Source organism: Mycobacterium sp. E2238, from assembly GCF_001672665.1.
GTDB lineage: Bacteria > Actinomycetota > Actinomycetes > Mycobacteriales > Mycobacteriaceae > Mycobacterium.
Genome location: NZ_LZKF01000218.1, coordinates 16,673 through 41,491, shown reverse-complemented (window position 1 = coordinate 41,491; position 24,819 = coordinate 16,673). Strand labels below are relative to the sequence as shown.

Annotated in this window: 20 protein-coding genes; 9 read left to right on the top strand and 11 right to left on the bottom strand. The window is 68.9% G+C overall.

All coding sequences use genetic code 11. The features are described from left to right. The 3 genes from A5711_RS20215 to A5711_RS20205 all read left to right on the top strand — a co-directional run. Window positions 1-845, top strand: an 845-nt coding sequence (locus A5711_RS20215; protein WP_197520835.1) for a hypothetical protein, incomplete at its 5' end; no start/stop codon positions are given. 89 nt (window positions 846-934) lie between these two features. After that, entirely contained in the window at window positions 935-4,267 is a 3,333-nt protein-coding gene (locus tag A5711_RS20210) for a DUF2126 domain-containing protein (protein ID WP_067949638.1), read from the top strand. Then, window positions 4,267-6,924 carry a circularly permuted type 2 ATP-grasp protein gene (locus A5711_RS20205; RefSeq protein WP_067949636.1) on the top strand — a complete coding sequence of 886 codons (2,658 nt, stop codon included), beginning with the start codon at window positions 4,267-4,269 and terminating at the stop codon, window positions 6,922-6,924. Before A5711_RS20210 ends, A5711_RS20205 begins: the two co-directional genes overlap by 1 nt. A gap of 355 nt (window positions 6,925-7,279) precedes the next feature. On the opposite strand, the gene A5711_RS20200 is transcribed toward A5711_RS20205, so the two are convergent. The 4 genes from A5711_RS20200 to A5711_RS20185 all read right to left on the bottom strand — a co-directional run bounded on the left by A5711_RS20200 (window position 7,280) and on the right by A5711_RS20185 (window position 11,425). Beyond that, window positions 7,280-8,644 carry an HNH endonuclease signature motif containing protein gene (locus A5711_RS20200; RefSeq protein WP_067949634.1) on the bottom strand — a complete coding sequence of 455 codons (1,365 nt, stop codon included), beginning with the start codon at window positions 8,642-8,644 and terminating at the stop codon, window positions 7,280-7,282. Window positions 8,645-8,752: 108 nt separating this feature from the next. Next, on the bottom strand, window positions 8,753-9,421 hold the full coding sequence (locus A5711_RS20195; RefSeq protein ID WP_231987083.1) for a DUF6629 family protein: 669 nt from the start codon (window positions 9,419-9,421) through the stop codon (window positions 8,753-8,755). 14 nt (window positions 9,422-9,435) lie between these two features. Further along, window positions 9,436-10,491 carry a putative zinc-binding metallopeptidase gene (locus tag A5711_RS20190; protein WP_067949630.1) on the bottom strand — a complete coding sequence of 352 codons (1,056 nt, stop codon included), beginning with the start codon at window positions 10,489-10,491 and terminating at the stop codon, window positions 9,436-9,438. After that, entirely contained in the window at window positions 10,484-11,425 is a 942-nt protein-coding gene (locus tag A5711_RS20185; protein WP_197500922.1) for a transglutaminase family protein, read from the bottom strand. The genes A5711_RS20190 and A5711_RS20185 overlap by 8 nt, the downstream gene beginning before the upstream one ends. 89 nt (window positions 11,426-11,514) lie before the next feature. On the opposite strand from A5711_RS20185, the gene A5711_RS20180 reads away from it, so the two are divergent. Next, window positions 11,515-11,904 carry an MmcQ/YjbR family DNA-binding protein gene (locus A5711_RS20180; protein WP_067949628.1) on the top strand — a complete coding sequence of 130 codons (390 nt, stop codon included), beginning with the start codon at window positions 11,515-11,517 and terminating at the stop codon, window positions 11,902-11,904. Between the two features lie 5 nt (window positions 11,905-11,909). On the opposite strand, the gene A5711_RS20175 is transcribed toward A5711_RS20180, so the two are convergent. The 3 genes from A5711_RS20175 to aspS are packed head-to-tail and all read right to left on the bottom strand — an operon-like array spanning window position 11,910 to window position 15,191. Then, the gene (locus tag A5711_RS20175; protein ID WP_067949626.1) at window positions 11,910-12,977 is read right to left on the bottom strand and encodes an aromatic acid exporter family protein; all 1,068 of its coding nucleotides are present in this window, start codon (window positions 12,975-12,977) and stop codon (window positions 11,910-11,912) included. A gap of 4 nt (window positions 12,978-12,981) precedes the next feature. After that, a complete protein-coding gene (locus A5711_RS20170; protein WP_067949624.1) occupies window positions 12,982-13,413 on the bottom strand; it encodes a nitroreductase family deazaflavin-dependent oxidoreductase in 432 nt (143 codons plus the stop codon). After that, window positions 13,410-15,191 carry an aspartate--tRNA ligase gene (aspS, locus tag A5711_RS20165; RefSeq protein ID WP_156745009.1) on the bottom strand — a complete coding sequence of 594 codons (1,782 nt, stop codon included), beginning with the start codon at window positions 15,189-15,191 and terminating at the stop codon, window positions 13,410-13,412. The genes A5711_RS20170 and aspS overlap by 4 nt, the downstream gene beginning before the upstream one ends. A 57-nt stretch (window positions 15,192-15,248) precedes the next feature. On the opposite strand from aspS, the gene A5711_RS20160 reads away from it, so the two are divergent. From A5711_RS20160 to A5711_RS20145, 4 genes are all read left to right on the top strand, one after another. Next, the gene (locus A5711_RS20160; protein ID WP_197520836.1) at window positions 15,249-16,136 is read left to right on the top strand and encodes an oxidoreductase; all 888 of its coding nucleotides are present in this window, start codon (window positions 15,249-15,251) and stop codon (window positions 16,134-16,136) included. 9 nt (window positions 16,137-16,145) lie between these two features. Further along, entirely contained in the window at window positions 16,146-16,649 is a 504-nt protein-coding gene (locus A5711_RS20155) for an SRPBCC family protein (RefSeq protein WP_067949616.1), read from the top strand. A gap of 9 nt (window positions 16,650-16,658) precedes the next feature. Beyond that, on the top strand, window positions 16,659-17,534 hold the full coding sequence (locus A5711_RS20150) for a neutral zinc metallopeptidase (RefSeq protein WP_067949615.1): 876 nt from the start codon (window positions 16,659-16,661) through the stop codon (window positions 17,532-17,534). A 168-nt stretch (window positions 17,535-17,702) separates the two neighbouring features. Further along, the gene (locus A5711_RS20145; protein WP_067949614.1) at window positions 17,703-19,316 is read left to right on the top strand and encodes an MFS transporter; all 1,614 of its coding nucleotides are present in this window, start codon (window positions 17,703-17,705) and stop codon (window positions 19,314-19,316) included. A gap of 15 nt (window positions 19,317-19,331) precedes the next feature. Here the strand turns inward: A5711_RS20145 and A5711_RS20140 are convergent, their stop codons facing one another. Continuing rightward, on the bottom strand, window positions 19,332-19,775 hold the full coding sequence (locus tag A5711_RS20140) for a hypothetical protein (protein WP_067949613.1): 444 nt from the start codon (window positions 19,773-19,775) through the stop codon (window positions 19,332-19,334). A 68-nt stretch (window positions 19,776-19,843) separates the two neighbouring features. Here A5711_RS20140 and A5711_RS20135 point away from each other — a divergent pair, with 68 nt between their 5' ends. After that, window positions 19,844-21,487, top strand: a complete 1,644-nt coding sequence (locus tag A5711_RS20135) for a metallophosphoesterase family protein (protein WP_082975781.1) — start codon at window positions 19,844-19,846, stop codon at window positions 21,485-21,487. 1 nt (window position 21,488) lies between these two features. Here the strand turns inward: A5711_RS20135 and A5711_RS20130 are convergent, their stop codons facing one another. From A5711_RS20130 to A5711_RS20120, 3 genes are all read right to left on the bottom strand, one after another. Further along, window positions 21,489-22,520, bottom strand: a complete 1,032-nt coding sequence (locus A5711_RS20130) for an Rv2578c family radical SAM protein (RefSeq protein ID WP_067949611.1) — start codon at window positions 22,518-22,520, stop codon at window positions 21,489-21,491. Between the two features lie 155 nt (window positions 22,521-22,675). Further along, a complete protein-coding gene (locus tag A5711_RS20125; RefSeq protein WP_067949609.1) occupies window positions 22,676-23,977 on the bottom strand; it encodes a cytochrome P450 in 1,302 nt (433 codons plus the stop codon). Next, window positions 23,974-24,693 carry an alpha/beta hydrolase fold domain-containing protein gene (locus A5711_RS20120; RefSeq protein ID WP_231987509.1) on the bottom strand — a complete coding sequence of 240 codons (720 nt, stop codon included), beginning with the start codon at window positions 24,691-24,693 and terminating at the stop codon, window positions 23,974-23,976. Before A5711_RS20120 ends, A5711_RS20125 begins: the two co-directional genes overlap by 4 nt. Window positions 24,694-24,819: the final 126 nt, after the last annotated feature.

Here is a 24,819-nt window from a genome sequence, read left to right as displayed (position 1 = left end):
CCGCCAACCACGGCGACCCGGCGCCCCCACCGCCCGGATACGGCCCGCCGCCGGGTTACGGCGCACCGCCGCCCGGCTACGGCCCGCCACCCGGATACGGCGCCCCGCCCAAGCCCGCGTTCAGCGTCGGTGAGGCCTTCAACTGGGCGTGGAACACCTTCACCAGGAACGCCGTCGCGTTGATCGTTCCCGCGCTGGTGTACGGGCTATTGCTCGGAGTGGCCACCGCGCTGATCACACTGAGCCAGAACATCGGCGCGACCGGCACGAGCTCCGACGACTACGACTTCACCTTCACGACCAACCTGACCGGACCCGGATACGGGATGCTGGCCCTCGGCTACCTGATCGCCTACGCGGTAAGCGCATTCGCGCAGTCGGCGTTCCTGTCCGGCTGCCTCGACCTCGCCGACGGGCGCGCGGTCACGGTCGGCTCGTTCTTCAAGCCACGCAACCTCGGCATGGTGTTTCTCGCCGTGCTGATCGTCGAGGTGCTCACCTCGATCGCGTCGGCGTTGTGCTTCATCCCGGGGCTCGTCCTTGGCATCTTCACCCAGTTCACCGTCCCGTTCGTGATCGATCGCTCGGAGTCGGCCATCAAGGGCTTCACCTCCAGCTTCTCGCTCGTCGGGTCGAATTTCGTCAACGCGCTGCTGGTGTGGCTGGTCGCGTTCGCGTCCTTCCTCGTCGGGTTCCTGTTGTGCGGTGTGGGCCTGTTGGTGGCGGCCCCGGTCGCCTCCCTGGTGATCATCTACGCCTACCGCAAGCTGACCGGCGGCCAGGTCGTCCCCGTGCCGCAGCCCGGTTACCAGCCGGGTCCACCGCCGGGACCGCAGCCGGCGTAAGCGCCGGTCCGCGTTCGAAGTTACGGCGCTGTTAGCCGCGGCTGCGGTGCGCTGCGGCCTTGTGCCGCCTGTGATGAGATCACCTTGTTATGAGCATCAAAGTCGCGCTGGAGCACCGCACCAGCTACACCTTTGACCGGCCGGTCCGGGTGTATCCGCACGTGGTGCGGCTGCGGCCCGCGCCCCATTGCCGCACGCCCGTCGAGGCCTACTCGCTGCGCATCGAGCCGGACGAGCACTTCATCAACTGGCAGCAGGATGCGGTGGGCAATTTCCTTGCGCGCCTTGTGTTTCCGAACCCGACTCGGCGGCTGACCATCACCGTCGGGCTGATCGCCGACCTCAAGGTGATCAACCCGTTCGACTTCTTCATCGAGGACTGGGCCGAGATGTGGCCGGCGCAGGGGTTGACGTACCCCAAGGAGCTCGCCGACGATCTGGAGCCATACCTGCGGCCGGTCGACGAAAACGGTGACGGGTCGGGTCCCGGCGAGCTGACGCGGGCCTGGGTGCGCAACTTCTCGGTGCCCGCCGGCACGCGCACCATCGACCTGCTGGTCGCGCTCAACCGCGCCGTCAACGCCGATGTCGCCTACAGCGTGCGCATGGAACCCGGCGTGCAGACACCGGATCACACGCTGCGGACCGGCGTCGGCTCGTGCCGCGATTCGGCGTGGCTGCTGGTGTCGATCCTGCGCCAGCTGGGGCTGGCCGCCCGCTTCGTGTCCGGCTACCTGGTGCAGCTGGCCTCCGACGTGGAGGCGCTCGACGGGCCGTCGGGCCCCGCCGCCGACTTCACCGACCTGCACGCCTGGACCGAGGTGTACATCCCCGGTGCGGGCTGGATCGGGCTGGACCCGACGTCGGGATTGTTCGCCGGCGAGGGCCACATCCCGTTGGCGGCCACCCCGCAGCCGGCGTCGGCGGCGCCGATCAGCGGCGGCACCGAACCGTGCGAATCGGTGCTGGAGTTCTCCAACACCGTCACCCGGGTCCACGAGGACCCGCGCGTCACCCTGCCCTACACCGACGATGCGTGGGAGACGATCCGCGAGGTCGGCCGGCGCGTCGACGAGCGGCTGGCCGCCGCCGACGTGCGGCTGACCATCGGCGGTGAGCCGACATTCGTATCGGTGGACGATCAGGTCGCCGAGGAATGGACCACGGCCGCCGACGGCCCGCACAAGCGGCAGCGCGCCTCCGACCTGGCCGCGCGCCTGCGAGAGGCGTGGGCGCCCAACGGGTTGCTGCAGCGCGGGCAGGGGCGGTGGTATCCGGGAGAACCGTTGCCGCGCTGGCAGATCGCGTTGTATTGGCGCACCGACGGGCGACCGCTGTGGAACGACGGCGCGCTGCTCGCCGACCCGTGGCTGGGCGACCCGGCCCCGGTCGATGCCGACGCGGGCCACCGCCTGCTCGCCGCGATCGCCGACGGCCTGGAGCTGCCGCCCTCGCAAGTTCGGGCCGCCTACGAGGACCCGCTACACCGGCTGGCGACCAAGGTGCGGCAACCCGAGGGCGACCCGGTGGACCCGGCCGACGATCTCGACCCCGAAGACGGTGCGGACTCCCCCGCCGGGCGCGCCGCCCTGCTGGCACGGCTCGACGAATCCATCACCGCCCCAGCGGCTTTCGTGTTACCGCTGCACCGCCGCGACGACGGCCAGGGCTGGGCGAGCGCCGACTGGCGCCTGCGCCGCGGTCGAATCGTGTTGCTGCACGGTGATTCTCCCGCGGGTCTGCGGCTGCCGCTCGATTCCATCAGCTGGCGTCCGCCGCGCCCGTCGTTCGAGGCCGATCCCCTGACCGTCGGCGACGAGCTGTCGATCGAGTCGGGCACCGCGGTGTTGGAGGACCCCGACACCGCGCCGCCCACCGCCATGGTCGCCGAGGTTCGCGACGGGCTGCTCTACCTCTTCATGCCGCCCACCGACGCGCTGGAGCATTTCGTCGACCTCGTCGCCCGCGTCGAGGCCGCGGCGGCCAAGGTCGACTGCCCGGTCGTGATCGAGGGCTACGATCCCCCGCCGGACCCGCGGCTGCGCTCGACCACCATCACGCCGGACCCCGGGGTCATCGAGGTCAACGTCGCGCCCACCGCGACCTTCGCCGAGCAGAGTCAGCAGCTCGAGACCCTTTATGAGCAAGCGCGATTGGCTCGCCTGTCCACCGAGTCCTTCGACGTGGACGGCACCCACGGCGGCACCGGCGGTGGCAACCACATCACCCTCGGCGGCGTCACGCCCGCCGACTCGCCGCTGCTGCGGCGGCCGGACCTGTTGGTCTCGCTGCTGACGTACTGGCAGCGGCACCCGTCGCTGTCGTACTTGTTCGCCGGCCGGTTCGTCGGCACCACCTCGCAGGCTCCCCGGGTCGACGAGGGCCGCGCCGAGGCGCTGTACGAACTCGAGATCGCGTTCGCCGAGATCGCGCGGTTGGGGGGCGGTGGTCCTAAGAGTGTGGCGAAGCCGTGGGTGATCGACCGCGCGCTGCGGCACCTGCTGACCGACATCACCGGCAACACCCACCGCGCCGAGTTCTGCATCGACAAGCTCTACAGCCCCGACAGCGCTCGCGGCCGGCTCGGCCTGCTGGAGCTGCGGGGGTTCGAGATGCCGCCGCATCTGCGCATGGCGATGGTGCAGTCGCTGCTGGTGCGCTCGCTGGTGGCGTGGTTCTGGGACGAGCCGCTGCGCGCCCCGCTGATCCGCCACGGCGCCAACCTGCACGGCCGATACCTGTTGCCGCACTTCTTGATTCACGACATCGCCGACGTGGCCGCGGACCTGCGCGCGCACGGCATCGCGTTCGAGACCAGCTGGCTGGACCCGTTCACCGAGTTCCGTTTCCCCCGCATCGGCACGGCGGTTTTCGACGGCGTGGAGATCGAACTGCGCGGCGCGATCGAGCCGTGGAACACCCTCGGCGAGGAGGCCACCGCGTCCGGGACCGCCCGCTACGTCGACTCCTCGGTCGAGCGCATCCAGATCCGCATCATCGGCGCCGACCGGCACCGCTACGTGGTGACGGTCAACGGCTACCCGGTGCCGCTGCTGGCCACCGACAACCCCGACATCCACGTCGGCGGGGTGCGGTTCAAGGCCTGGCAGCCGCCGAGCGCGCTGCACCCCACCATCAGCACCGACGTGCCGCTGCAGTTCGAGCTGGTCGACCTGACGACGGGCACGTCGCGCGGCGGGTGCACCTACCACGTCGCGCATCCCGGTGGGCGGGCCTACGACGAGCCGCCCGTCAACGCCGTCGAGGCCGAGGCGCGCCGCGCCCGCCGCTTCGAGGCGACCGGCTTCACCGCAGGCAAGCTCGATCTGTCCGACATTCGGGAGAAACAGGCACGGATCTTCACCGATATCGGCGCGCCGGGCATCCTCGACCTGCGCCGCGTGCGTACCGTGCAGCGGTAATGGCGTCTGCGGACATGACATTCGGCATCGGTGCGGGGTCGGCGCCCCCGGCCGACCACTACGACGCCGACCGCCTGCTGGCTGGGTACCGCGCCGCGCGCGCCCAGGAGGCGCTCTTCGATCTACGGCACGGCCCGGCCGCCGGCTATGACGAATTCGTCGACCGGGACGGACGCGTGCGACCGGCATGGACGGAACTCGCCGACACCATCGCCGAACGCGGCCGGGCGGGGCTCGACCGGCTGCGCTCGGTGGTGCGCGGCCTGATCGACAGCGACGGCATCACCTACACCGACGTCGACCGCACCGAACACGGCCTCGAGCCGCGGCCGTGGATTTTGGACACGCTGCCGCTCGTGCTCGCGGCCGCGGAGTGGGACGTGCTGGAGGCCGGGCTGGTGCAGCGGTCCCGGCTGCTCGACGCCGTGCTCGCCGACCTGTACGGACCGCGCAGCCTGCTCACCGAGGGGCTGTTGCCGCCGGAGCTGTTGTTCGCCCATCCCGGTTATGTGCGCGCGGCCAACGGCATCGAAGTGCCCGGGCATCACCAGCTTTTCCTGCACGCCTGCGACGTCAGCCGGCTGCCGGACGGGACCTTCCAGGTCAACGCCGACTGGACACAGGCGCCGTCGGGCGCCGGCTACGCCCTGGCCGACCGGCGCGTCATCGCACACTCGGTTCCCGATCTCTACGAACGGATCGTGCCGCGACCGACGACGCCGTTCGCCCAGGCGCTGCGGTTGGCACTCATCGATGCCGCGCCCGACGACGCGCAGGACCCGGTGGTGGTGGTGCTCAGCCCGGGCATCTTCTCCGAAACCGCCTTCGACCAGGCGTATCTCGCCACGTTGCTGGGTTTCCCGTTGGTGGAGAGCGCCGACCTGGTGGTGCGCGACGGCAAGCTGTGGATGCGCTCGCTGGGCACCCTGAAACGCGTCGACGTCGTACTGCGCCGGGTCGACGCCGAATACGCCGACCCCCTCGATCTGCGCGCCGACTCCCGCCTGGGCGTCGCCGGTCTGGTAGAGGCGTCGCACCGCGGGACCGTGACCGTCGTGAACACGCTGGGCAGCGGCATATTGGAAAACCCTGGGCTGCTTCGGTTTTTGCCCGAGCTGTCCGAGCGCCTGCTCTCGGAGGCGCCCCTGCTGCAGTCCGCGCCGGTCTACTGGGGCGGCATCGCGGGTGAATGCTCACACCTGCTGGCGAATCTTTCTTCGCTCCTGGTGAAGTCGACCGTCGGCGGCAAAACCCTTGTCGGCCCGACCCTTTCGTCATATCAGCTGACACGGTTGGCGGCCGCGATCGAGAAGATGCCGTGGCAGTGGATCGGCCAGGAACTGCCGCAATTCTCGTCGGCGCCCACCGACCATGCCGGAGTGTTGTCGTCGGCCGGCGTCGGCATCCGGTTGTTCAACGTGGCCCAGCGCAGCGGGTACGCCCCGATGATCGGCGGCGTCGGCTATGTGCTGGCGCCCGGGCCGGCCGCGTACACGCTGCAAACCGTTGCTGCTAAGGATGTTTGGGTGCGCCCGACGGAGCGTGCGCGGGCCGAGACGGTGACCCTGCCGTCGCCCGCGCCGCCGGCGAAGACGGCCGCGGGCACCTGGGGCGTCAGCTCGCCGCGTGTGCTGTCCGACCTGTTCTGGATCGGCCGCTACGGCGAGCGCGCGGAGAGCATGGCGCGGCTCCTGCTGGTAGCCCGGGACAGGTTCCACGTCTACCGGCATCAGCAGCACACCGAGGAAAGCGAATGTGTGCCGGTGCTGATGGCGGCGCTGGGCAGGATCACGGGTACCGACGACGACGACGACCGTGTCAGCGACGGGGCGGAGATGATCGCCGTCGCCCCCTCGACCCTGTGGTCCCTGACGGTGGATCCCGAGCGGCCCGGGTCCCTGGTGCAGTCGGTGGAAGGGTTGGCGTTGGCCGCCAGGGCGGTGCGCGACCAAATGTCCAACGACACCTGGATGGTGCTGGCCGGGGTGGAGCGCGCGCTGGCTCAGCGGCGGGAGCCGCCGGAGTCCCTCGCCGAGGCCGACGCGCTACTCGCGACGGCCCAGGTGCAGACGCTGTCCGGGATGCTCACCCTGTCGGGGGTCGCCGGTGAGTCGATGGTGCGCGACGCAGGCTGGACCATGATGGACATCGGCAAGCGCATCGAACGCGGCCTCTGGCTGACCGCGCTGCTGCGGGCCACGTTGACCGCCGTCCGTGCGCCCGCGGCCGAGCAGACGATCATCGAGGCGACGCTGGTGGCGTGCGAGTCCTCGGTCATCTACCGGCGCCGCACCGTGGGCCAGGTCAGCGTCGCCGCCGTGGCCGAGCTGATGCTGTTCGACGCGCAGAACCCGCGGTCGCTGCTGTATCAAGTCGAGCGGCTGCGGGCCAACCTCAAGGATCTGCCCGGGGCGTCGGGGTCGTCGCGCCCGGAACGGCTGGTGGACGAGATCGCCACCCTGCTGCGCCGCTCGCATCCCGCCGAGCTGGAAGTCGTCAGCGCCGACGGGCAGCGTGCCGCGCTGGCCGACCTGCTCGGTTCGGTGCACGCCGGGCTGCGCGAGCTGGCCGAGGTCATCACCACCACGCAGTTGGCGCTGCCCGGCGGCATGCAGCCGCTGTGGGGGCCCGACGTACGCCGGGTGATGCCGGCCTAGCGGTGATCGCGAGCGCGGCGAAGCCGGGCGAAGCGGGTCACCGCCATCAGGTCCAGCGGTGATCGCGAGCGCGGCGAAGCCGGGCGAAGCGGGTCACCGCCATCAGGTCCAGCGGTGATCGCGAGCGCGGCGAAGCCGGGCGAAGCGGGTCACCGCCATCAGGTCCAGCGGTGATCGCGAGCGCGGCGAAGCCGGGCGAAGCGGGTCACCGCCATCAGGTCCAGCGGTGATCGCGAGCGCGGCGAAGCCGGGCGAAGCGGGTCACCGCCATCAGGTCCAGCGGTGATCGCGAGCGCGGCGAAGCCGGGCGAAGCCGGGCGAAGCGGGTCACCGCCATCGCCGCTAGCCCCTGGCGTCAATCGGGTTCGTCGTCGTCTTGGTCGCGGAGGAATCGTTCGGGGTGGTGGTAGGTGTTGGTTCGGGGTTGTCCTCGGTCGAGGTGGGGTGGTGGGAGCCATTCGGTTTCGCCGCGGGTGTTGGTGCGGGTGGTCCAGCCTTGTTCGGCGAGGCGGTTGTCGGGGCCGCAGGCCAGGGTGAGGTCGTCGATGTCGGTGCGGCGGGTGGTGGTCCAGCCGGTGATGTGGTGGACCTGGCTGTGGTAGGCGGGGGCATCGCAGCCGGGTTTGGTGCAGCCGCGGTCCTTGCCGTAGAGCATGATGCGCTGAGCGGGGGAGGCGATTCGTTTGGTGTGGTGCAGCGCCAGTGATTTGGCGCCATCGAAGATGGCGAGGTAGTGGTGGGCGTGGCCGGCCCAGCGGATCACATCGCTCATGGGTACCAGGGTGCCGCCGGCGGTCAGGGCCTTGCCGGCGGCGGCCTCCAGGTCCTGCAGCGTGGTGGTGACCACGATCGAGACCGGCAACCCGTTGTGCTGGCCGAGTTTTCCCGAAGCCAACAGGCCGCGCAGCCCGGCGAGGAACGCGTCGTGGTTGCGCTGCGCTGTCGAGCGGGTGTCGCGGCGCACCGCGTCCTCATCAGGTGTCGCATCCACGATCGGGGTGTCGTCCTCGGCGTTGCACGCCCCGGGGGCGGCCAGTTTGGCCAGCATGGCCTCGATGGCGGCGCGTAGCTCCGGGGTGATCAGCCCGCCGATGCGTGACATCCCGTCGCATTCCTGGGCGCCCAGGGTGATGCCGCGTTTGCGGGCCCGCTCGGCGTCGCTGAATTCCCCGTCGGGGTGCAGCCAATCCAGGACCCGCCCGGCGTATTTGGCCAACTCGTCGGGCCGATAGCCGGCGGCCTTGCCGGCCAGGTCGGCCTCGGCGGCCTGGCGGGTCAATGCGTCCACCGCGGCGGGCAGCTGGGCAAAAAAGCCCTGGATGACTTTCACGTGGCTGTCACCGATGACCCCGTCGCGTTGGCCGGCCGCGGTGGCGCTCAGTTGCGGGGCCAGCGGCTCGCCGGTCAACGCGCGCCGCTCGCCCAGATCGCGGGCGTCGGCGATGCGCCGGGCGGCCTCGGCCTTGGTGATGCGCAACCGATCAGCCAGGCCCACCCGCAGTGAGCCACCCAGCTCTGCGGGGCTGGCGTGGGCGTCGAGCTGGTTGATCAACGCGTGCTGGGGTGTGCGCAGCCGGCGGTATACCCGTTCCAGGCGTTCCAGGGCGCGCAGCCGCTCCGGGGTGGTGAGCACGTCAAAAGACAGCTCGCACAACCGGTCCACGTCATGGTCGAGCGCGTCGAACACCTCGACGATCTCCTCACGACCACTGACACCCATGCCGCAAACCCTACGAACGCCCACCGACAAAAACGGCCGCCATGTGACCACTGAAGCCAAAGTGACACAAGGGATTTCAGATGTCGGATGGCTAGAGAGGAAGCCGGGTCACACGTCCGACGTCGTGCGGTCCACGTCGACCCCGTGATAGCGGTGCGGATCGGGCAGCCGGCGACGCCGCCGCATATGCACCAGCGCCAGGACCGACAGCACGGCGGCGTAGATGCACCAGAGCGACGCGAACGCCTCTAGGTATAGCACCGCAACCAGGACTAGCCCCACCAGGTTTGCGAAACCGAACACCACGATGGAGCGATATCCCGACATCAGGGCCGGCCCGATGACGGCGATGATGTAGAGCACCGCCCACGGGTAGCTTTCGCGGGAGGCGGTTTGATATTCCAGCACGTGCGGGCACCTCATCACCCCGACCGGTTTGGTGAGGACGACGAACGCGAGGTAGGCCGACACCACCGCACCGAGCACCACGAAGGGCGCCACCCGCAGCCGGGCGCCGCGCGGTTCAAGCATCAGGATCGCCAACGGGACCAGTAAAGGGAGCACCGGCAGTGCGATGAACACATAGGCGTGCATCGCAAAGTTGGCCATCTCGGCCGAGGCAAACCGATTGGGCCACACCACCGCCTCGAGGAACTGGTGGACCGAGAACACCGCGGGCAGCGAGGCGAAAGGCACCTCACGCCAGTGCTTCACCTCCCGCAGGGTCGCAACCGCGACCGGCAAAAGGGCGGTACCCACCACCAGATCCGCCGTCATCGAAAAGCACATGGCTAACCCGCGATGGCGGCGGGCCCCCGCGACTCGGAGGTCACCTCGTCGATCACGGTGTAGATGAACTTCATCTTCTCCAGCACCGCGACGGGCAGCACGAACGGGTACAGGTCGTCGTGACCCATCGACCGGTTCACCATGTTCAGCGACCAGGACAGCGGCAGCCACATGTCGATGATCGTCTGAAAAGCGCTGGGCCCCAACGCAGGCCGGTCGAAAGTGGCCGATGCCGACGCAAAGCCGCACCATGCCGAGGTGTCCAGCGTGTCGCGGATGTGCAGGTAGTGGGCGAACGTCTCGGCCCAGTCCTCGGCGGGATGCATGGTGGCGTACGACGAGACGAAGTCTTCCTGCCAGTCCTCGGGCGGCCCCTCGCTGTAATGGCGGTCCAGGGCCTCCTGGTAGTCGGCGTCGGGATCACCGAACAGCTCGTTGAACCGCGCCAGGTAATCGCTGGACGGGGCGATCAGCCGGTAGAAGTAGTAGTGCCCGATCTCGTGCCGGAAGTGTCCCAGCAGGGTGCGATACGGCTCCTCCATCTCCACCCGCAGCTGCTCGCGGTGCACGTCGTCGCCCTCGGCCAGATCCAGCGTGATGACGCCGTTGTCGTGCCCGGTCATCACCTTCTCGCGCGCGCTGGACAGCAGATGGAAGGCCAGTCCCTGCTCGGAATCTTGATCGCGCCCGATGATCGGCAGCTTCAACTCGTGCAGCTCGGCGATCAGCCGCCGTTTGGCCGCCTCGGCCCGGGCGAATTCTGCCAAGCCGGCGGTGTCGGCGTCGTTGGGCCGCACGGTGGTCAGCGCGCAGGACGCGCACAGCAGGCGCGGATTGTTGACCGGCACCAGCCAATTGCATTCGGCCAGCTGCAGGTTGGCGCACAGCTGATACTCGGCGGCGTCCACGAAACCGGCGTGCTCGCCGGCGTTCTCCTCGGCGATCACCAGCAGAGCCATCTGCTCGAGCGAGAACCCCAGCGCGCTACCGCAATTCAGGCAGGTGGAGTTCTCGAACGTCAGGCGCTGGCCGCAGTTGGGGCAGTTGAAGTCACGCATGGAGCACATCCCCTTCGAAGGGCACCACGTCGACGGCGACGTCGATCACGCTGTGTTCGGAATCGGTGTAAATGATTCCCCGCAGCGGCGGCACGTCAGCGTAGTCGCGGCCCCGTCCGACGATGATGTAACGCTCGTCGACCAGCTGGTCGTTCGTGGGGTCCAAACCCAGCCATTCGAACTGGCCGGGCTCCTGCGGTGTCCACACGCCCGCCCAGGCGTGGGTGGCGTCAATACCGATCATTCGATCCTTCCCCGGTGGCGGGTCGGTGGCCAGGTAGCCGGACACGTAGCTGGCCGCAAGACCGTTGGCGCGCAGGCAGGCGATCGCCAGCCGTGCAAAGTCCTGACATACCCCTTCCCGGGCCGCCAGAACCTCATTGACACCGGTGGAAATCGTCGTCGACCCCGAGCGGTAGGTGAAGTCGGCGAAAATCCGCGACGCGAGGTCGCGCAGCACGTCGACCAGCGGCCGCCCCGGAGCGAAGCTGGGCGCCGCGTATTCGCGGACCTCGTCGGTGATCTCGGGCGGGTTCAGGTCCAGGGTGAACTCCGCGGCGAGCGCTCCCCTGCCCCCCGTCGGGCGGGCCGCCTCCCACGGTTGCACCGCCGGGCCGCTGGTGTAGCGCCCGGGAGGCGGCGGATACACGTCCACGATGGAGTCGCTGGTGACGGTCAGGGTGTGGTGCGGCTCCGTGACGTGGAAGTACGAGCTGATGTTGCCGTAGACGTCGCTGCTGGTGGAGACGTCGGCGGGGGCGGGATCGATGGTCAGCTCGTGCACGATGCACCGCTGCCGCATCGAATCCCGCGGGGTGAGAAAGCCGCGGCCATACGAACTGGTCACGACGTCGGAGTACCGGTACTCGGTGCGGTGGGTGACTCGGTGCCGGCGGGCGACCGCGGCGTCAGCTTCAGGCACAACGCTGATCACATCACACCGGGCCGTTGCGCGCCGTCCCCGGCGCGAAACCGTTTGCCAATACGGCGGCACGCGGGCGAAACCGAGAGCACAATCGAGATGTGGCCACGTGGTACGACGTCGCCCGCATCGTTCGTGAGCTGGCACTGACCTCGGAGCCGTCACCGCATGAGTGGCGGGTCGGCAAGAAGTTGCTGGCCTGGGAGCGGCCATTGCGTCCGTCCGAACGCGAGGCGCTGGCCCGCGAAGGCCTGGAATCGCCCGCCGGCGAAGTCCTCGGCGTGCGGGTGTCCGACGAGGGGGTCAAGTTCGGGTTGATCGCCGACGAGCCGGGCGTGTATTTCACCACCCCGCATTTCGACGGCTACCCGGTGGTGCTGGTCAAGCTCGCCGCGATCGCGGTCCGCGACCTCGAGGATCTGATCACCGAGGCGTGGTTGACGCAGGCCCCGAGGAAGCTGGTCCAGGAGTTCCTGGCCGACTCGCGCTGACTCGGTCACACGTGCCGAAGGTCGATGACCCGTTGCAGATCGTCGACGCAGGCGCTGACGACGTCGGCCAGGATCAACTGCGTCTTCTCGCGCGCGGCTGACTGCAATTCCGAAGCGTGATGGCGCGCGGAGGCGGCGTACGCGCATGCGCCGGCGGGATCGCGGTCCGCGAGTGCGGTTCCGGCCCCCAGCGCCACCAACACCGTGTGCACGGAGCTCGGAAGCCCCTCGCGGAAGCCGTCGGCGTTGTTGGCGACGGCACGGGCGAGTTGCAGCACCGAACCGGCCAGCAGGGCCACGTGCACGGCCTGATGGTCGGCGGCCTGGACGGTGTCCCGCAGGCCCCAGCGTCGCGGGGCGATGGTGACGACGTGGCGGGCGGTGGTGCGCGCCTCGAGCAGCCCGCTGAGCTGCTCCTGCACTCGGTCGACCGCCGTCAACGGCCAGTCGGGAGGGGGTTCCTTGCGCCCGACGGCGATGTCCGCGGTTCGCGACAAGACGTCGTGCAGCACGCTCAGCACGCCGACGCGCGCGGTGCGCAGCAGCTGCAGCGGGTCGGCGGGGAACAGCAGGACCGCGAAAACGATGGCCACCGCACCGCCGATCAGCGCGTCGAAGATGCGTTCCAGGCCGACACCGCCGCGGTAGAGGGCCAGCACCAGGATCGCCGACACCACGGTCTGGTTGGCGAACATCATGCCGTGCCCGATGAAGCCGCCCCCGATGAACACCGCGGCGCCCAGCGCGACGAGCGCGGCGACCGCGATGGGCACTGCCCCGGGCCCCAGCACGCCCTGCACCACCGAGCCGACGCCGATCCCCAGGGTTACCCCGACCATCATCTGGATGGCGCGTTGCGCGCGGAGGACGTTGCTCGTCGACAACGACACCGCGGCGGCGATCGGCGCGAAAAACGGCTGCGGGTGCCCCAGGACATCGTGCGCGAGGTACCAGGACAGGCCCGCGGCGAACGCGGTCTGCACCAGGTTGAACCACACCACCCGCAGCCGTTTCAGGCCCGCGCGGGCGGCGGCGAGAGCCGCGGGAGCCGTCGTCCGCCGCGAGGTGCCCACGGGCTTAGGTGCGCTGCAACTCGAACAACGGAATGACCCGGCTGGTCTTGGACTGGTACTCGGCGAACACCGGTGCCGCGGCGGTGATTGTCGGCAAGACGTCCTCGCGTTCGGCGGTCGAAAGCTCGCGGGCCGTGACGGCAAACTCCTCGGTGCCGACCTCGACGCGGGCCTGCGGGTTGGCCCGCAAGTTGTGCACCCACGCGGGGCTGACCGGGGAGCCGGCGAAAGATCCGATGATGATCAGCTTGCCGTCGATGTCGAAGTATGCCAACGGCGAAACCCGGGTCTGCCCGGACTTGGCGCCGGTCGTGTGCAGCAGGAGCAGGTTGGCGTTCTCGAACTGGCCGCCCACTTTGCCGTCGTTGGTCCGGAACTCGTCGATGATGCTCTTGTTGAACGCGTTGATCGTTTCGGTGTCAGGCATTTCAGTCATGCCCGGTCAACCTTTTCGGGCTTGGCGTCTATTCCGGACTCCCTGCGCTGCTGGGCGGTGATCGGCGCGGGCGCATCGGTGAGCGGATCGACGCCGCCGCCGGTCTTCGGGAACGCGATCACCTCGCGGATCGAGTCCACCCGGGACAGCAATGCGTTGATGCGGTCCCAGCCGAAGGCGATCCCGCCGTGTGGCGGCGCGCCAAAGGTGAACGCCTCCAACAGGAATCCGAACTTCTCTTCCGCCTCGGCCTGGTCCAGGCCCATCACGGCGAACACCCGCTCCTGGATGTCGCGGCGGTGAATACGGATCGAGCCGCCGCCGATCTCGTTGCCGTTGCAGACGATGTCGTAGGCGTCGGCCAGCACGCTGCCGGGATCGGTGTCGACCACGTCGGAGTACTCGGGCTTGGGCGAGGTGAACGCGTGGTGCACCGCCGTCCACGCGCCGGAGCCGACGGCCACGTCGCCGGCGGCGGTCGCCTCGTCGGCGGGCTCGAACAGCGGCGGGTCCACCACCCAGACGAACGCCCACGCGTCCGGGTCGATCATGTCGAGCCGGCTGGCGATTTCCCCGCGCGCGGCGCCCAACAGGGCGCGCGACGACTTCGGCGGCCCGGCCGAGAAGAAGATGCAGTCCCCTGGTTTCGCCCCGACGTGCGCGGCCAACCCCTCCCGTTCGGTGTCGCTGAGATTCTTGGCGACCGGGCCGGCGAGCGTGCCGTCGTCACCGACCAGCACGTAGGCCAGCCCGCGGTGCCCGCGCTGCTTGGCCCACTCCTGCCAGCCGTCCAGCGTGCGCCGCGGCTGCGACGCCCCTCCGGGCATCACCACCGCACCGACGTACGGTGCCTGGAAAACACGAAATGTGGTGTCGGAGAAGAACTCCGTGCACTCGACGAGCTCCAGCCCGAACCGCATGTCCGGCTTGTCGGACCCGAACCGTCGCATCGCTTCCGCATAGGTGATCCGCGGGATCGGCGTTGGGACCTGGTATCCGATCAACGCCCACAACGCGGTCAGGATCTCCTCGGAGATCGCGATGATGTCCTCGGCGTCGACGAAGCTCATCTCCATGTCGAGCTGGGTGAACTCGGGCTGGCGGTCGGCGCGGAAATCCTCGTCGCGGTAGCAGCGGGCGATCTGGTAGTAGCGCTCCATCCCGGCCACCATCAGCAATTGCTTGAACAGCTGCGGGCTCTGCGGCAGGGCGTAGAACGAGCCCGGGTGCAGCCGGGCCGGCACCAGGAAGTCGCGCGCGCCTTCAGGCGTCGAGCGGGTGATGGTCGGCGTCTCGATCTCGACAAAGTCGTGACCGGCCAGCACCGCACGGGCTGCGGCATTCACGTTGGAGCGCAGGCGAAGTGCCGCGGCGGGGCCGTCGCGGCGCAGGTCGAGGTAGCGGTACTTCAGCCGCAGCTCCTCGCCGGCGGGCTCGTCGAGCTGGAAGGGCAGCGGCGCGCTGTCGCCGAGCACGGTCAGGGAGTCGACGTTGACCTCGATGTCGCCGGTGGCGATCTCGGGATTGGCGTTGCCTTCCGGGCGGATCTCGACGACACCGGTCACCGCGACGCAGAACTCGGCGCGCAACCGGTGCGCCTGGGCCAGCACCTCGGCATTGCGGAACACCACCTGCGCGATACCGGAAGCGTCACGCAGGTCGATGAAGATGACCCCGCCGTGGTCGCGGCGGCGAGCCACCCAGCCCGCGAGCGTCACCTGCTGCCCGGCGTCGCTGCTTCTCAGCGAACCGGCGGCGTGGCTGCGCAGCACAAACACTCCTTTTTCGGCGGGCTTGGGACGAGTGACCAGTCTAGAGGAGGTACTTTCGGACCTATTGCCACCACCATCGCACTAGTCGGACCCGGCGCCGTCGGCACGACGATCGCCGCGCTGCTGCACAAGGCCGGGCACGCGGTGCAGGTGTGCGGCCGCACGGCCCGCGCCCGCATCGAATTGCGGCCCGACGACGCCGATCCGATCGTGGTGCCCGGCCCGGTGTGCACCGATCCCGACCAGGTCACCGCCACCGTCGACGTGGTGGTGCTGGCGGTCAAGGCCACCCAAAACGACGCCGCCGCCGGATGGCTCGCCCGCCTCTGCGGCCCACACACCATCGTCGCCGTGCTGCAGAACGGCGTGGAGCAGGTCGAGCAGGTGCAGCCGCATTGCCCGTCGTCACCGGTGGTCCCCGGGATCGTCTGGTATTCGGCCGAGACCCAGCCCGAGGGCTGGGTCCGGCTGCGCACCGAAGCCGCCCTGGTGCTGCCCAGTGGGCCGTCGGCCCAGACGCTCGCCGAGCTGCTGCGCGGTGCCGGCTGCCGGGTCGAGTGCGACCCCGACTTCATCACCGCGGCCTGGCGCAAGCTGCTCACCAACGCGCTGGCCGGGTTCATGGCGCTGTCCGGGCGGCGGTCCGGCATGTTTCGCCGCGACGACGTCACCGAACTGTCGCGCCGCTACGTCGCCGAATGCCTGGCGGTAGCCCGGGCCGAGGGCGCCCGGCTGCCCGACGGCATCGTCGACGAGTTGGCCGGCATGTTCCGCCATGTTCCCGAGGACATGGGCACCTCGATCCTGGCCGACCGGGAGAACCGTCGGCGGATGGAGTGGGACATCCGCAATGGGGTGATCATCCGCAAGGCCCGCACCCATGACTTGGCGACGCCGATCAGCGACGTCCTTGTGCCGCTGCTGGCCGCGGCGAGCGACGGCCCCGGCTAGATTAATTTCATGTTCCCGTGCGAGCGCGTCGACCTGGGCTTCATCGACAGCGCGCCCTTCGTGTTCCGCAACAGCGTCGACCTCGCCATCACGCCCGAGCAGTTGTTCGAGGTGCTCGCCGACGCCCAGTCCTGGCCGCGCTGGGCGAGCGTGATCACCAAGGTGACCTGGACCAGCCCCGAGCCGCGCGGCGTCGGCACCACCCGCGTCGTCGAGATGCGCGGAGGGATGGTCGGCAACGAGGAGTTCCTGGCCTGGGAACCGTTCAGCCACATGGCTTTTCGGTTCAACGAATGCTCCACGCAAGCCGTCGCCGCGTTCGCCGAAGACTACCGGGTCGAAGTGATCCCGGGTGGTTGCCGGTTGACTTGGACCATGGCGCAAAAGCCCGCGGGCCCGGCCAGACTGGCGATGTACGTGGTCGGGCCGCTGCTCAACCTGGGCCTTCGCCGCTTCCTGCGCAACCTGCGCAGCTACACCGACGTCCGGTACTCCGCGACCCAACAACATTAGGAGCCTGCCATGTCCTTCAACGAGGGTATGCAGATCGATACCAGCACCGCGTCCTCCTCGGGTGGGGGCGGGATGGGCATGGCGATCGGGGGCGGCGGCCTGGGCCTGCTCATCCTCATCGGCGCGTTGCTGTTGGGCGTCGACCCGGGCCGCGTGCTGAACCAGCAGGGGAACACCAGCGGCTACTCGGCGCCCGGGTTCGACCTGAGCCAGTGCAAGACCGGGGCCGACGCCAACAAGTACGTGCAGTGCCGCGTGGTCGCCACCGGTAACTCGGTGGACGCGGTGTGGCACCAGCTGATGCCCCGCTACACCCGGCCGCATGTGCGGCTGTTCACCGGTTCGGTTGACACCGGCTGCGGACCGGCCACCACCGCGGTGGGGCCGTTCTACTGCCCGGTGGACCAGACCGCCTACTTCGACACCGACTTCTTCCAGGAACTCGTCGACAAATTCGGTTCCAGCGGAGGGCCGTTCGCGCAGGAGTACGTGGTCGCCCACGAATACGGCCACCACGTGCAGCAACTGCAGGGCGTCCTGGGTCGCTCCCAGCAAGGGGCCAAGGGCGCCGGCGGCAACGGCGTCCGCACGGAATTACAGGCGGACTGCTACGCGGGCATCTGGGCGCACTACGCGTCGACGGTCAAGCAGGAGAGCACCGGCGTCCCCTACCTGCAGCCCTTGAGCGACCAGGACATCCAAGACGCGCTCTCGGCCGCGGCGTCGGTGGGCGACGACCGCATCCAGAAGGAAGCGACCGGCCGGGTCAATCCCGAGTCGTGGACGCACGGATCCTCGGAGCAGCGGCAGCATTGGTTCACCGTCGGCTACCAGACGGGCGACCCGAAGCAATGCGACACCTTCTCCGCCCCGAGTTTGGGTTAGTCAGCTAGTAGCTGCTTCGGCTCGGCGCGGCCTTCCTCGTCGAGCGGCAGCAGCGGTGCGCGGGGGCCGCCGACCAGATCCCGAACCCGGCGGTGCTGCCGATCCGCCATGCGCGCGTCGGGCGGGTGTCTTAGACTTCTACCCCGCCGCACGACGCGAAAGGCTCGCATGTCGGATCTGACGCAGGAGCGCACCGACATTGCGGATGTGTCGGTCTGGACGCCCTTGCGTAATCAGGTTTTCCGCGCCCTGTTCATCGCGCAGTTCGTCTCCAACGTCGGCACCTGGATGCAAAGCGTGGCGGCGCAATGGTTTCTGGTCGAAGGGCACAGCAGCGCCACCGTCGTGGCACTGGTCCAGACCGCGAGTCTGGGGCCGACGCTCCTGTTGGGATTGTTCGCCGGCGCGCTGGCCGACGTGTTCGACCAGCGGCGGCTGCTGATGGTCCTGCAGTCGTATGCGGTATTGGTGGCGCTGGTGCTGGCGGGGCTGACCTACTTCGGCCGGCTCACCCCGACGGAGCTGCTGCTGTTCACCTTGGCCATCGGCGTCGCCTCCGCACTGACCGCGCCGGCCTGGCAGGCGATTCAGCCCGAGGTCGTTCCGCGCGAGCAGATCACGGCCGCCGCGACTTTGGCCAGCGTCTCGGTCAACGTCGCCCGCGTGGTCGGACCCGCCATCGGCGGCGTCGTCCTCGCGCTGACCGGGCCGGCAGCGGTCTTCGCGATCAATGCGATCTCGTTCGTGGGCATCATCATCGCCCTGGCGGCGTGGCGACGGCCCAAACAGATCGCGCCCGTCGAACGAGAACACCTGGGCCAGGCGATCCTCACCGGACTGGCGTACGCCGCCAACGGCCCGATCTTTCGCAGGATCCTGCTGCGCGCCGCCCTTTTCGTCTTCCCCGCCTCGGCACTGCTGGCCCTGTTGCCGGTGGCCGCCGCCGACACCTGGCACCTGCGGGCCAGTGGCTACGGTATGGCGCTGGGCGCCATCGGTTGTGGCGCGGTGCTCGCCGTCGCGGTCCCCGCACCGTTGCGCCAGAAGGTGCCGCCCAACACGCTGCTGGCGGGGTGCGCGGCCGCGTACGGCGCCGCCACTCTCGCGGTGGTCTGGCTGCCGTTCGCCGCGGCGGCGCCCTTCCTGGTGTTGTCGGGGATGACCTGGCTGATCACGTTGACGACGTTGAACGCCGCGGCGCAGCTGCATTTGCCGCGCTGGGTTCGGGCCCGCGGGTTGGCGATGTACCTGCTGGTCTTCACGGGCTCGCAGGCGGTCGGCTCGTATCTCTGGGGTGTGGTCGCCACGCGGGAAGGCCTCGGCGTGGCGCTGACGTTGTCGGCGGCGTTGCTGGGGGTCACCGCCCTCAGCGTCGTGCCGCTCGGGTTGCGGCCGGAAACCGGGAAGCTCAGCCGCGACATTTCGCGGGCCTGGCCGTCGCCGATGGTCGTGTTCGAACCCTGCCCGAACGACGGACCGGTGCTGGTGACCGTCCGCTATCGGGTCGTGACGGACACCCTGCAGGACTTCGTCGAGGCGATGAGCGCGGTCCGGCGCTCACGGTTGCGAACGGGAGGCCATAGCTGGGGGCTGTACCACAGCCTGGAACATCCCGACACGGTCCTCGAGAGGTTCACCGTGCCGTCGTGGACCGAATTCAGCCGGCAACACACCGAACGCTGGCTGGAGTCCGACCACGACGGGGTGACGAAGGCGGTCAGCTACACCGTCGACAACACCCGGCGGCACGAGTATTACCTCGCGTTGCGGGTGCACCGATGAGCGGCTTCTACCGGTTCACCAGGGCCGCGTCGAGCAGGTGACGCCCGTGGTGGCGCTCTGCGTCACCACGACCTGGCCGTCGACCGCGATCTGGCATTGAATCTGCGGCGTGTTCGACGAATCGCAGTCCGGCCAGTGGCACCCGCCGCTCGCGTTCACGAACGCCCATTGATTCGGGTCGGCCAGCGTCGTGTTGTACACCAGCGGCTGCCCCGCGGTGAACGCCGTCTGCACGCTGTTCAAGTACTGCGACGAGTTGGCGTTGAAGGCGGCCTGGCTGGGCGGATCGGTGTTCATGTAGCGGACGTTGCCGGTGAGATTGCCGGTGGCGGTGATGGTGTAGGTCACCTGGTGGCCGGCCGGGTCCGCAGATGAGGTCGCGGGCGTGACGGCCAGCGCTGCGGCTGCCGCAAACGTCGCCACCGCGACCCCCGTGGTCACTATTCGCACGTTCGTCATATCGAAAACGCTACCCAATTCGTTACGGGGCTACGCCTGGAAAGGGCCGCGGGATTTGCTCGAGCCGCATGGGCGCCCGTTCCGCGGCGTTCACCGCCCTCGGGTATGAAGCAGGAGTGGCCGACGATCCCGCACACCCTGGCGGAAGGGAACCCGCCCCCGGCATCAGCCGCCGCAGGCTGTTGACCACCAGCGCGGTCTCGGCCGCCCTCGGTGCGGGTGCGGGCGGCGGGGCCGCCATGTTGTGGTCCCACACCAGCGCGCCCGCCCTCTGGTATCAGCCGAGCCGCAACGGCGGCCCACCGGTGACGGGACTGCACCTGCAATTCGGCCGGCATGCCGGCTCCGAGGTAGTGGTGTCCTGGCACACCGTGGACGCGGTCCGGAATCCGCGCGTCATGTTCGGCACGCCCACGTCGGGCCTCGGGCACACGGTGGCGGCCGAAACCCGCACCTATCGGGACGCCAAGTCCAACACCGAGGTTCGCGTGAACCACGCCCGCCTGACAAACCTCACCCCGGACACCGACTACGTGTACGCGGCGGTGCACGACGGCGCGGAGCCCGAGATGGGCACCATCCGGACCGCCCCGTCGGGCCGAAAACCCTTTCGCTTCACCAGCTTCGGTGATCAGTCCACGCCGACGCTGGAGAGACTGCCGGACGGCACATACGGCACCGACAACATCGGATCGCCCGCATCCGCCGACACAACGCTGGCGGTAGAGCGGATGGCGCCGCTGTTCAACCTCGTCAACGGCGATCTGTGCTATGCCAACCTCGCACAAGACCGTATCCGCACCTGGTCGGCCTGGTTCGACAACAACACGCGGTCGGCGCGTTACCGGCCCTGGATGCCGGCGGCGGGCAACCACGAGAACGAATTGGGCAACGGCCCAATCGGTTACGGCGCGTATCAGACGTACTTCGCGGTCCCCGATTCCGGCTCCAGTCCCGAGACCCGCGGCCTGTGGTATTCGTTCACGGCCGGCTCGGTGCGGGTGATCAGCCTGAACAACGACGACGTGGCGTTTCAGGACGGCGGCAATTTCTACGTGCACGGCTACTCGGGTGGCGAGCAGAAGCGTTGGCTGGCAAACGAACTCGCCACGGCGCGGCGCGATCCCGAAATCGACTGGATCGTCGTGTGCATGCACCAGACGGCGATCTCCACCGCCGACAAGGCCAACGGTGCCGACCTGGGGATCCGCGAGGAATGGCTCCCGCTGTTCGACGAGCACCAGGTCGACCTGGTGGTGTGCGGGCACGAACACCACTACGAGCGGTCGCACCCATTGCGCGGCACGCTGCCGAGCGACACCCGAACGCCGATACCCGTGACCACCCGCGACGACGTCATCGACTCCACCAAGGGAACGGTGCACCTCGTCATCGGCGGCGGCGGCACTTCCGCCCCCACGAACGGGTTCTTCTTCCCCGAGCCGCGCTGCCGCGTGCTGACCGGTGTCGGCGCGTTCGACCCGGGGCTCGGGCGCAAGGCACCGATCTACGTCGTCGAGGACGCGCCATGGTCCGCATTCCGCGACCGGGACAATCCCTACGGCTTCGCGGCATTCGACGTGGACCCCGGTAACCCCGGCGGCAACACCTCGATCAAGGCCACCCACTACGCGCTGAGCGGGCCGTTCGGCGCGGTGACGGTGGTGGACCAGTTCACCCTGACCAAGCCGCGCACCGACCGGCCGGCCTAGTTCAAAACAGCGTCGCCTGAAGGGGTTCCGGCTCCGCCTGCATCGGCGCGACGGGTTGGCGGAACGAGCGATGCTCACCACCCAGCCGGTACTTCGCGATCAGTGGCGCCGCCCGCTTCCGCAACATCTCGCGGTAGTCGGCCGGCAGGTACGCCCCGCGCCGGTAGAGCTCGCGATAGCTGCCCACCAGCTCGGGATGCGAGCGGGCCAGCCAGGACATGAACCAACCGCGGGTCGAGCCGCGCAGGTGCAGCCCGAAGACCGTCACACCGGTGGCGCCCGCGGCCGCGATCTGACCGAGCAGCCGATCGAGGTGTTCTTGCGAGTCGGTCAGGTGCGGCAGCACGGGCGCCACCATCACATGGCAGTCCAGGCCGGCCTCGCGGATCGCGGCGATCAGTCCCAGCCGCGCCTGCGGCGTGGGCGTGCCCGGCTCGACGTCCCGATGCAGGTCCGCGTCACCGATCGCCAGCGACACCGCGACCGAGAGCGGAACCTGTTGCGCCGCGGCGGCGATCAACGGCAGGTCGCGGCGCAGCAGCGTGCCCTTGGTCAGGATCGACAGCGGTGTCCCGGATTCGGCGAGGGCGGCGATGATGCCCGGCATCAGCGCGTAGCGCCCCTCCGCCCGCTGGTAGGGGTCGGTGTTGGTGCCCAGCGCGACGGTCTCGCGTCGCCACGACGGCCGCCGCAGCTCGCGCCGGAGCACCGCGACGACGTTGGTCTTGACGATGACCTGGCTGTCAAAGTCATTGCCGCAGTTGAGGTCCAGGTATTCGTGTGTCGGCCGGGCAAAGCAATAGCGGCAGGCGTGCGAGCAGCCGCGGTAGCCGTTGACGGTGTACCGGAAGGGCAAGGCGGAGGCGTCCGGCACCTTGTTGAGCGCGGACTTGCAGAGCACCTCGTGAAACGTGATCCCCCCGAACTGCGGGGCCCGCACGCTCCGGACAAAACCGATCCGCTGCAGCCCCGGCAGCGCCCCGTCCTCGACGGGCCGTCCGTTGACCGCGATGGCCTGGTCCGCCCAGCGCATGACCTATTCGAACATTAGTTCGATCTGGAGTCAAGCACCGTGGGCAGATGTGGCCGGGCATCTCGATCGTCGGAGGCGGCGGCGGGGCTACCGCCGGCGATGGCCGCACCCCGCGACTTTGAGCGTGGCCGACGAGTCTGCGCGGTGCCTGTTTCTCAGGGCCGGCGTCTCAATCGAATGCCAAAACGCGAGTGGTCGAGCATGAGTGGCAGCGGTCGGTGTGGGTGCGGATAGGCACCGGTCGCCGCCGGGCTGCGCTCGCCGAGTACGGCCGTCAATACCGCGACACCGATTCGCAGCGCAAGGTCGGCGCCAGGGCATGCTTGCGGCCCGTGACTGAAGAAGTTGAATGACCACGACGATTGGGCGGCCCCTTGGGTCCACACTATGGGATCGAACTGATCGGCCCCGGGGAAACGGCTGGTGTCGCGATGGTTGAAGGTGTTGACGATCATGACTTGTGTTCCCGCGGGCACGATCTCGCCGTCCCACTCGGTGGGCCCGGTGAGGGTTCGCGCCAACACGGGGGTGCTGGGCCAGAGGCGCATCGCCTCGGATAGGCAGCCCACGAGGTAGTCGTGGGCACTGTGTTCGTCGATTGCGTTCTGCGCGTTGAGGAGAATCTCGGTGTGTGTGGCCAGCAGCGCTAGACAACGCCAGAGATTGATGGCCAGGGTGTCACCCATCGCGAACATCCAGTGGATGACTTGATGGGTCGGGTACGTGATGTCGGAGGCGGGCGCCGCGGCGAATTGCCCCACCAGGCTGTGTGCGTCCGCGGCTTGAACGTAGCGGCTCAGCGCGGTCAGGAAGGTGTCGAAAAGCTCGGGGTCTCCCCTGCCGGGCGGGTTGGCTTTGGTCATCAGCGTCACGAGTTGTACCGATATTTTTTGGTCGTCAGCTGCGTTGTCGCCGAGAATGATTCGGCGCGCGATTCGCTGTATCACGCTGTGAAACCGCGGCCAGTCAAGGTTGTCGGGCATGGCTCGGGCTTCCTGGTCCGCGACGGTGTCGCAGCGGTGGGCGACCGCGCCGCCACCGGCGGCGTGCGCCAGGACAGCCACGGTGAATCGGCGGCGGTCGGACCAATGGTCGCCTCGTGAGATGGTCAGGGCGTGCGGCTGGAATTTGTTCATTCCGGAGAGTTTGGGCTCGGGGTCGGACGCGAAAGGCTCTGGCGCGTGGGAGAGTACGAAACGGATCTGATCCGGGCCGAAGACGAGCAGCGTGGGCTTGCTTCCCACCTTCACCCAGATCGGTCCGTCACCGTAGCGCCGGTGCAGCGCGGTGAGCAGCCGGTGTGCGCCGCGGGCGACACCGGCTCGGTTGAGCGCAGCGGTTACCGCGGGTCGGCGGCTGAAGAGGCCCTCGGCCACATTGGGCAGCGCCACCAGGGCGGTGAAGCGCAGGTCCTCCAGTGTGGTGGTGCGCGGGAGGGCGAGCGTGCGACTCGTCAAAATTGCTCACTTTTGACGAGGGCGGCCTCGATGTGGCTGAGCAGTGCACGGCATGCGGGCTTGGCTTCCGGAACGGGCAGCAGCGGGTAGACGTGAATCGCCCCGGGCTGCTCGTGGTAGGCAATGCGGCCGGTGCCGATGCTGTCCCGCAGCCGGCGGCAGTCGGCGACGAAGATGTCGCGGTCGCCGACGTAGAGGTCGATGGGTGGAAGATTGTGCAGCCCACCGAAGATGGGACTGACCCGGTAGTCGTCCGCCGGCAGGTGTCCGGCCCATACGCGGCCGCACTCGCGCAGGCCGGGAACCGCGAGCCAGGGGTCGCGCTTGGCGAGGGTCGGGATGACGGGATTGGTCAGTGCGATGTCGAGCCACGGACTGATCAGGGTGAGCCCGAGCGGCTGGGTGGCTCCGGCGCTGATGGTGGCCTGGGTAGCGGCGAGCGCCAGGCCCGCGCCGGAGGAGTCACCGGCAACATAGGTGGGCCCGTCATGCGCGGCTCGGCCGATCACCTGCCCGACAAAGTCGATCGCTTCGTCCGCATGGTGTTGCGGCGCAAGTCCGTAGAGGGGGACGTGCACAGGGCGCCGGGTCGCGTCGGCGATCGCGCAGACGAGTTTCCAGTGTGCGGGCGCGATCTGGTTGACGTAGGCGCCCCCGTGGACGTAGACCACCGACGGACCGCGGGTAGGAATCGGCGTACCGCTCGCCGATTGCACTGTGTAGCAATCGAACCCGCCCACGGTGGCACTGGTCAGATGGTAACGAGCTGACGTCGCTATCCGAGAGGGTGGTCCGCCGCTTTTCTTGGGCCGATTGAGATAGGCGCGCGCGCTCCGCGCGCT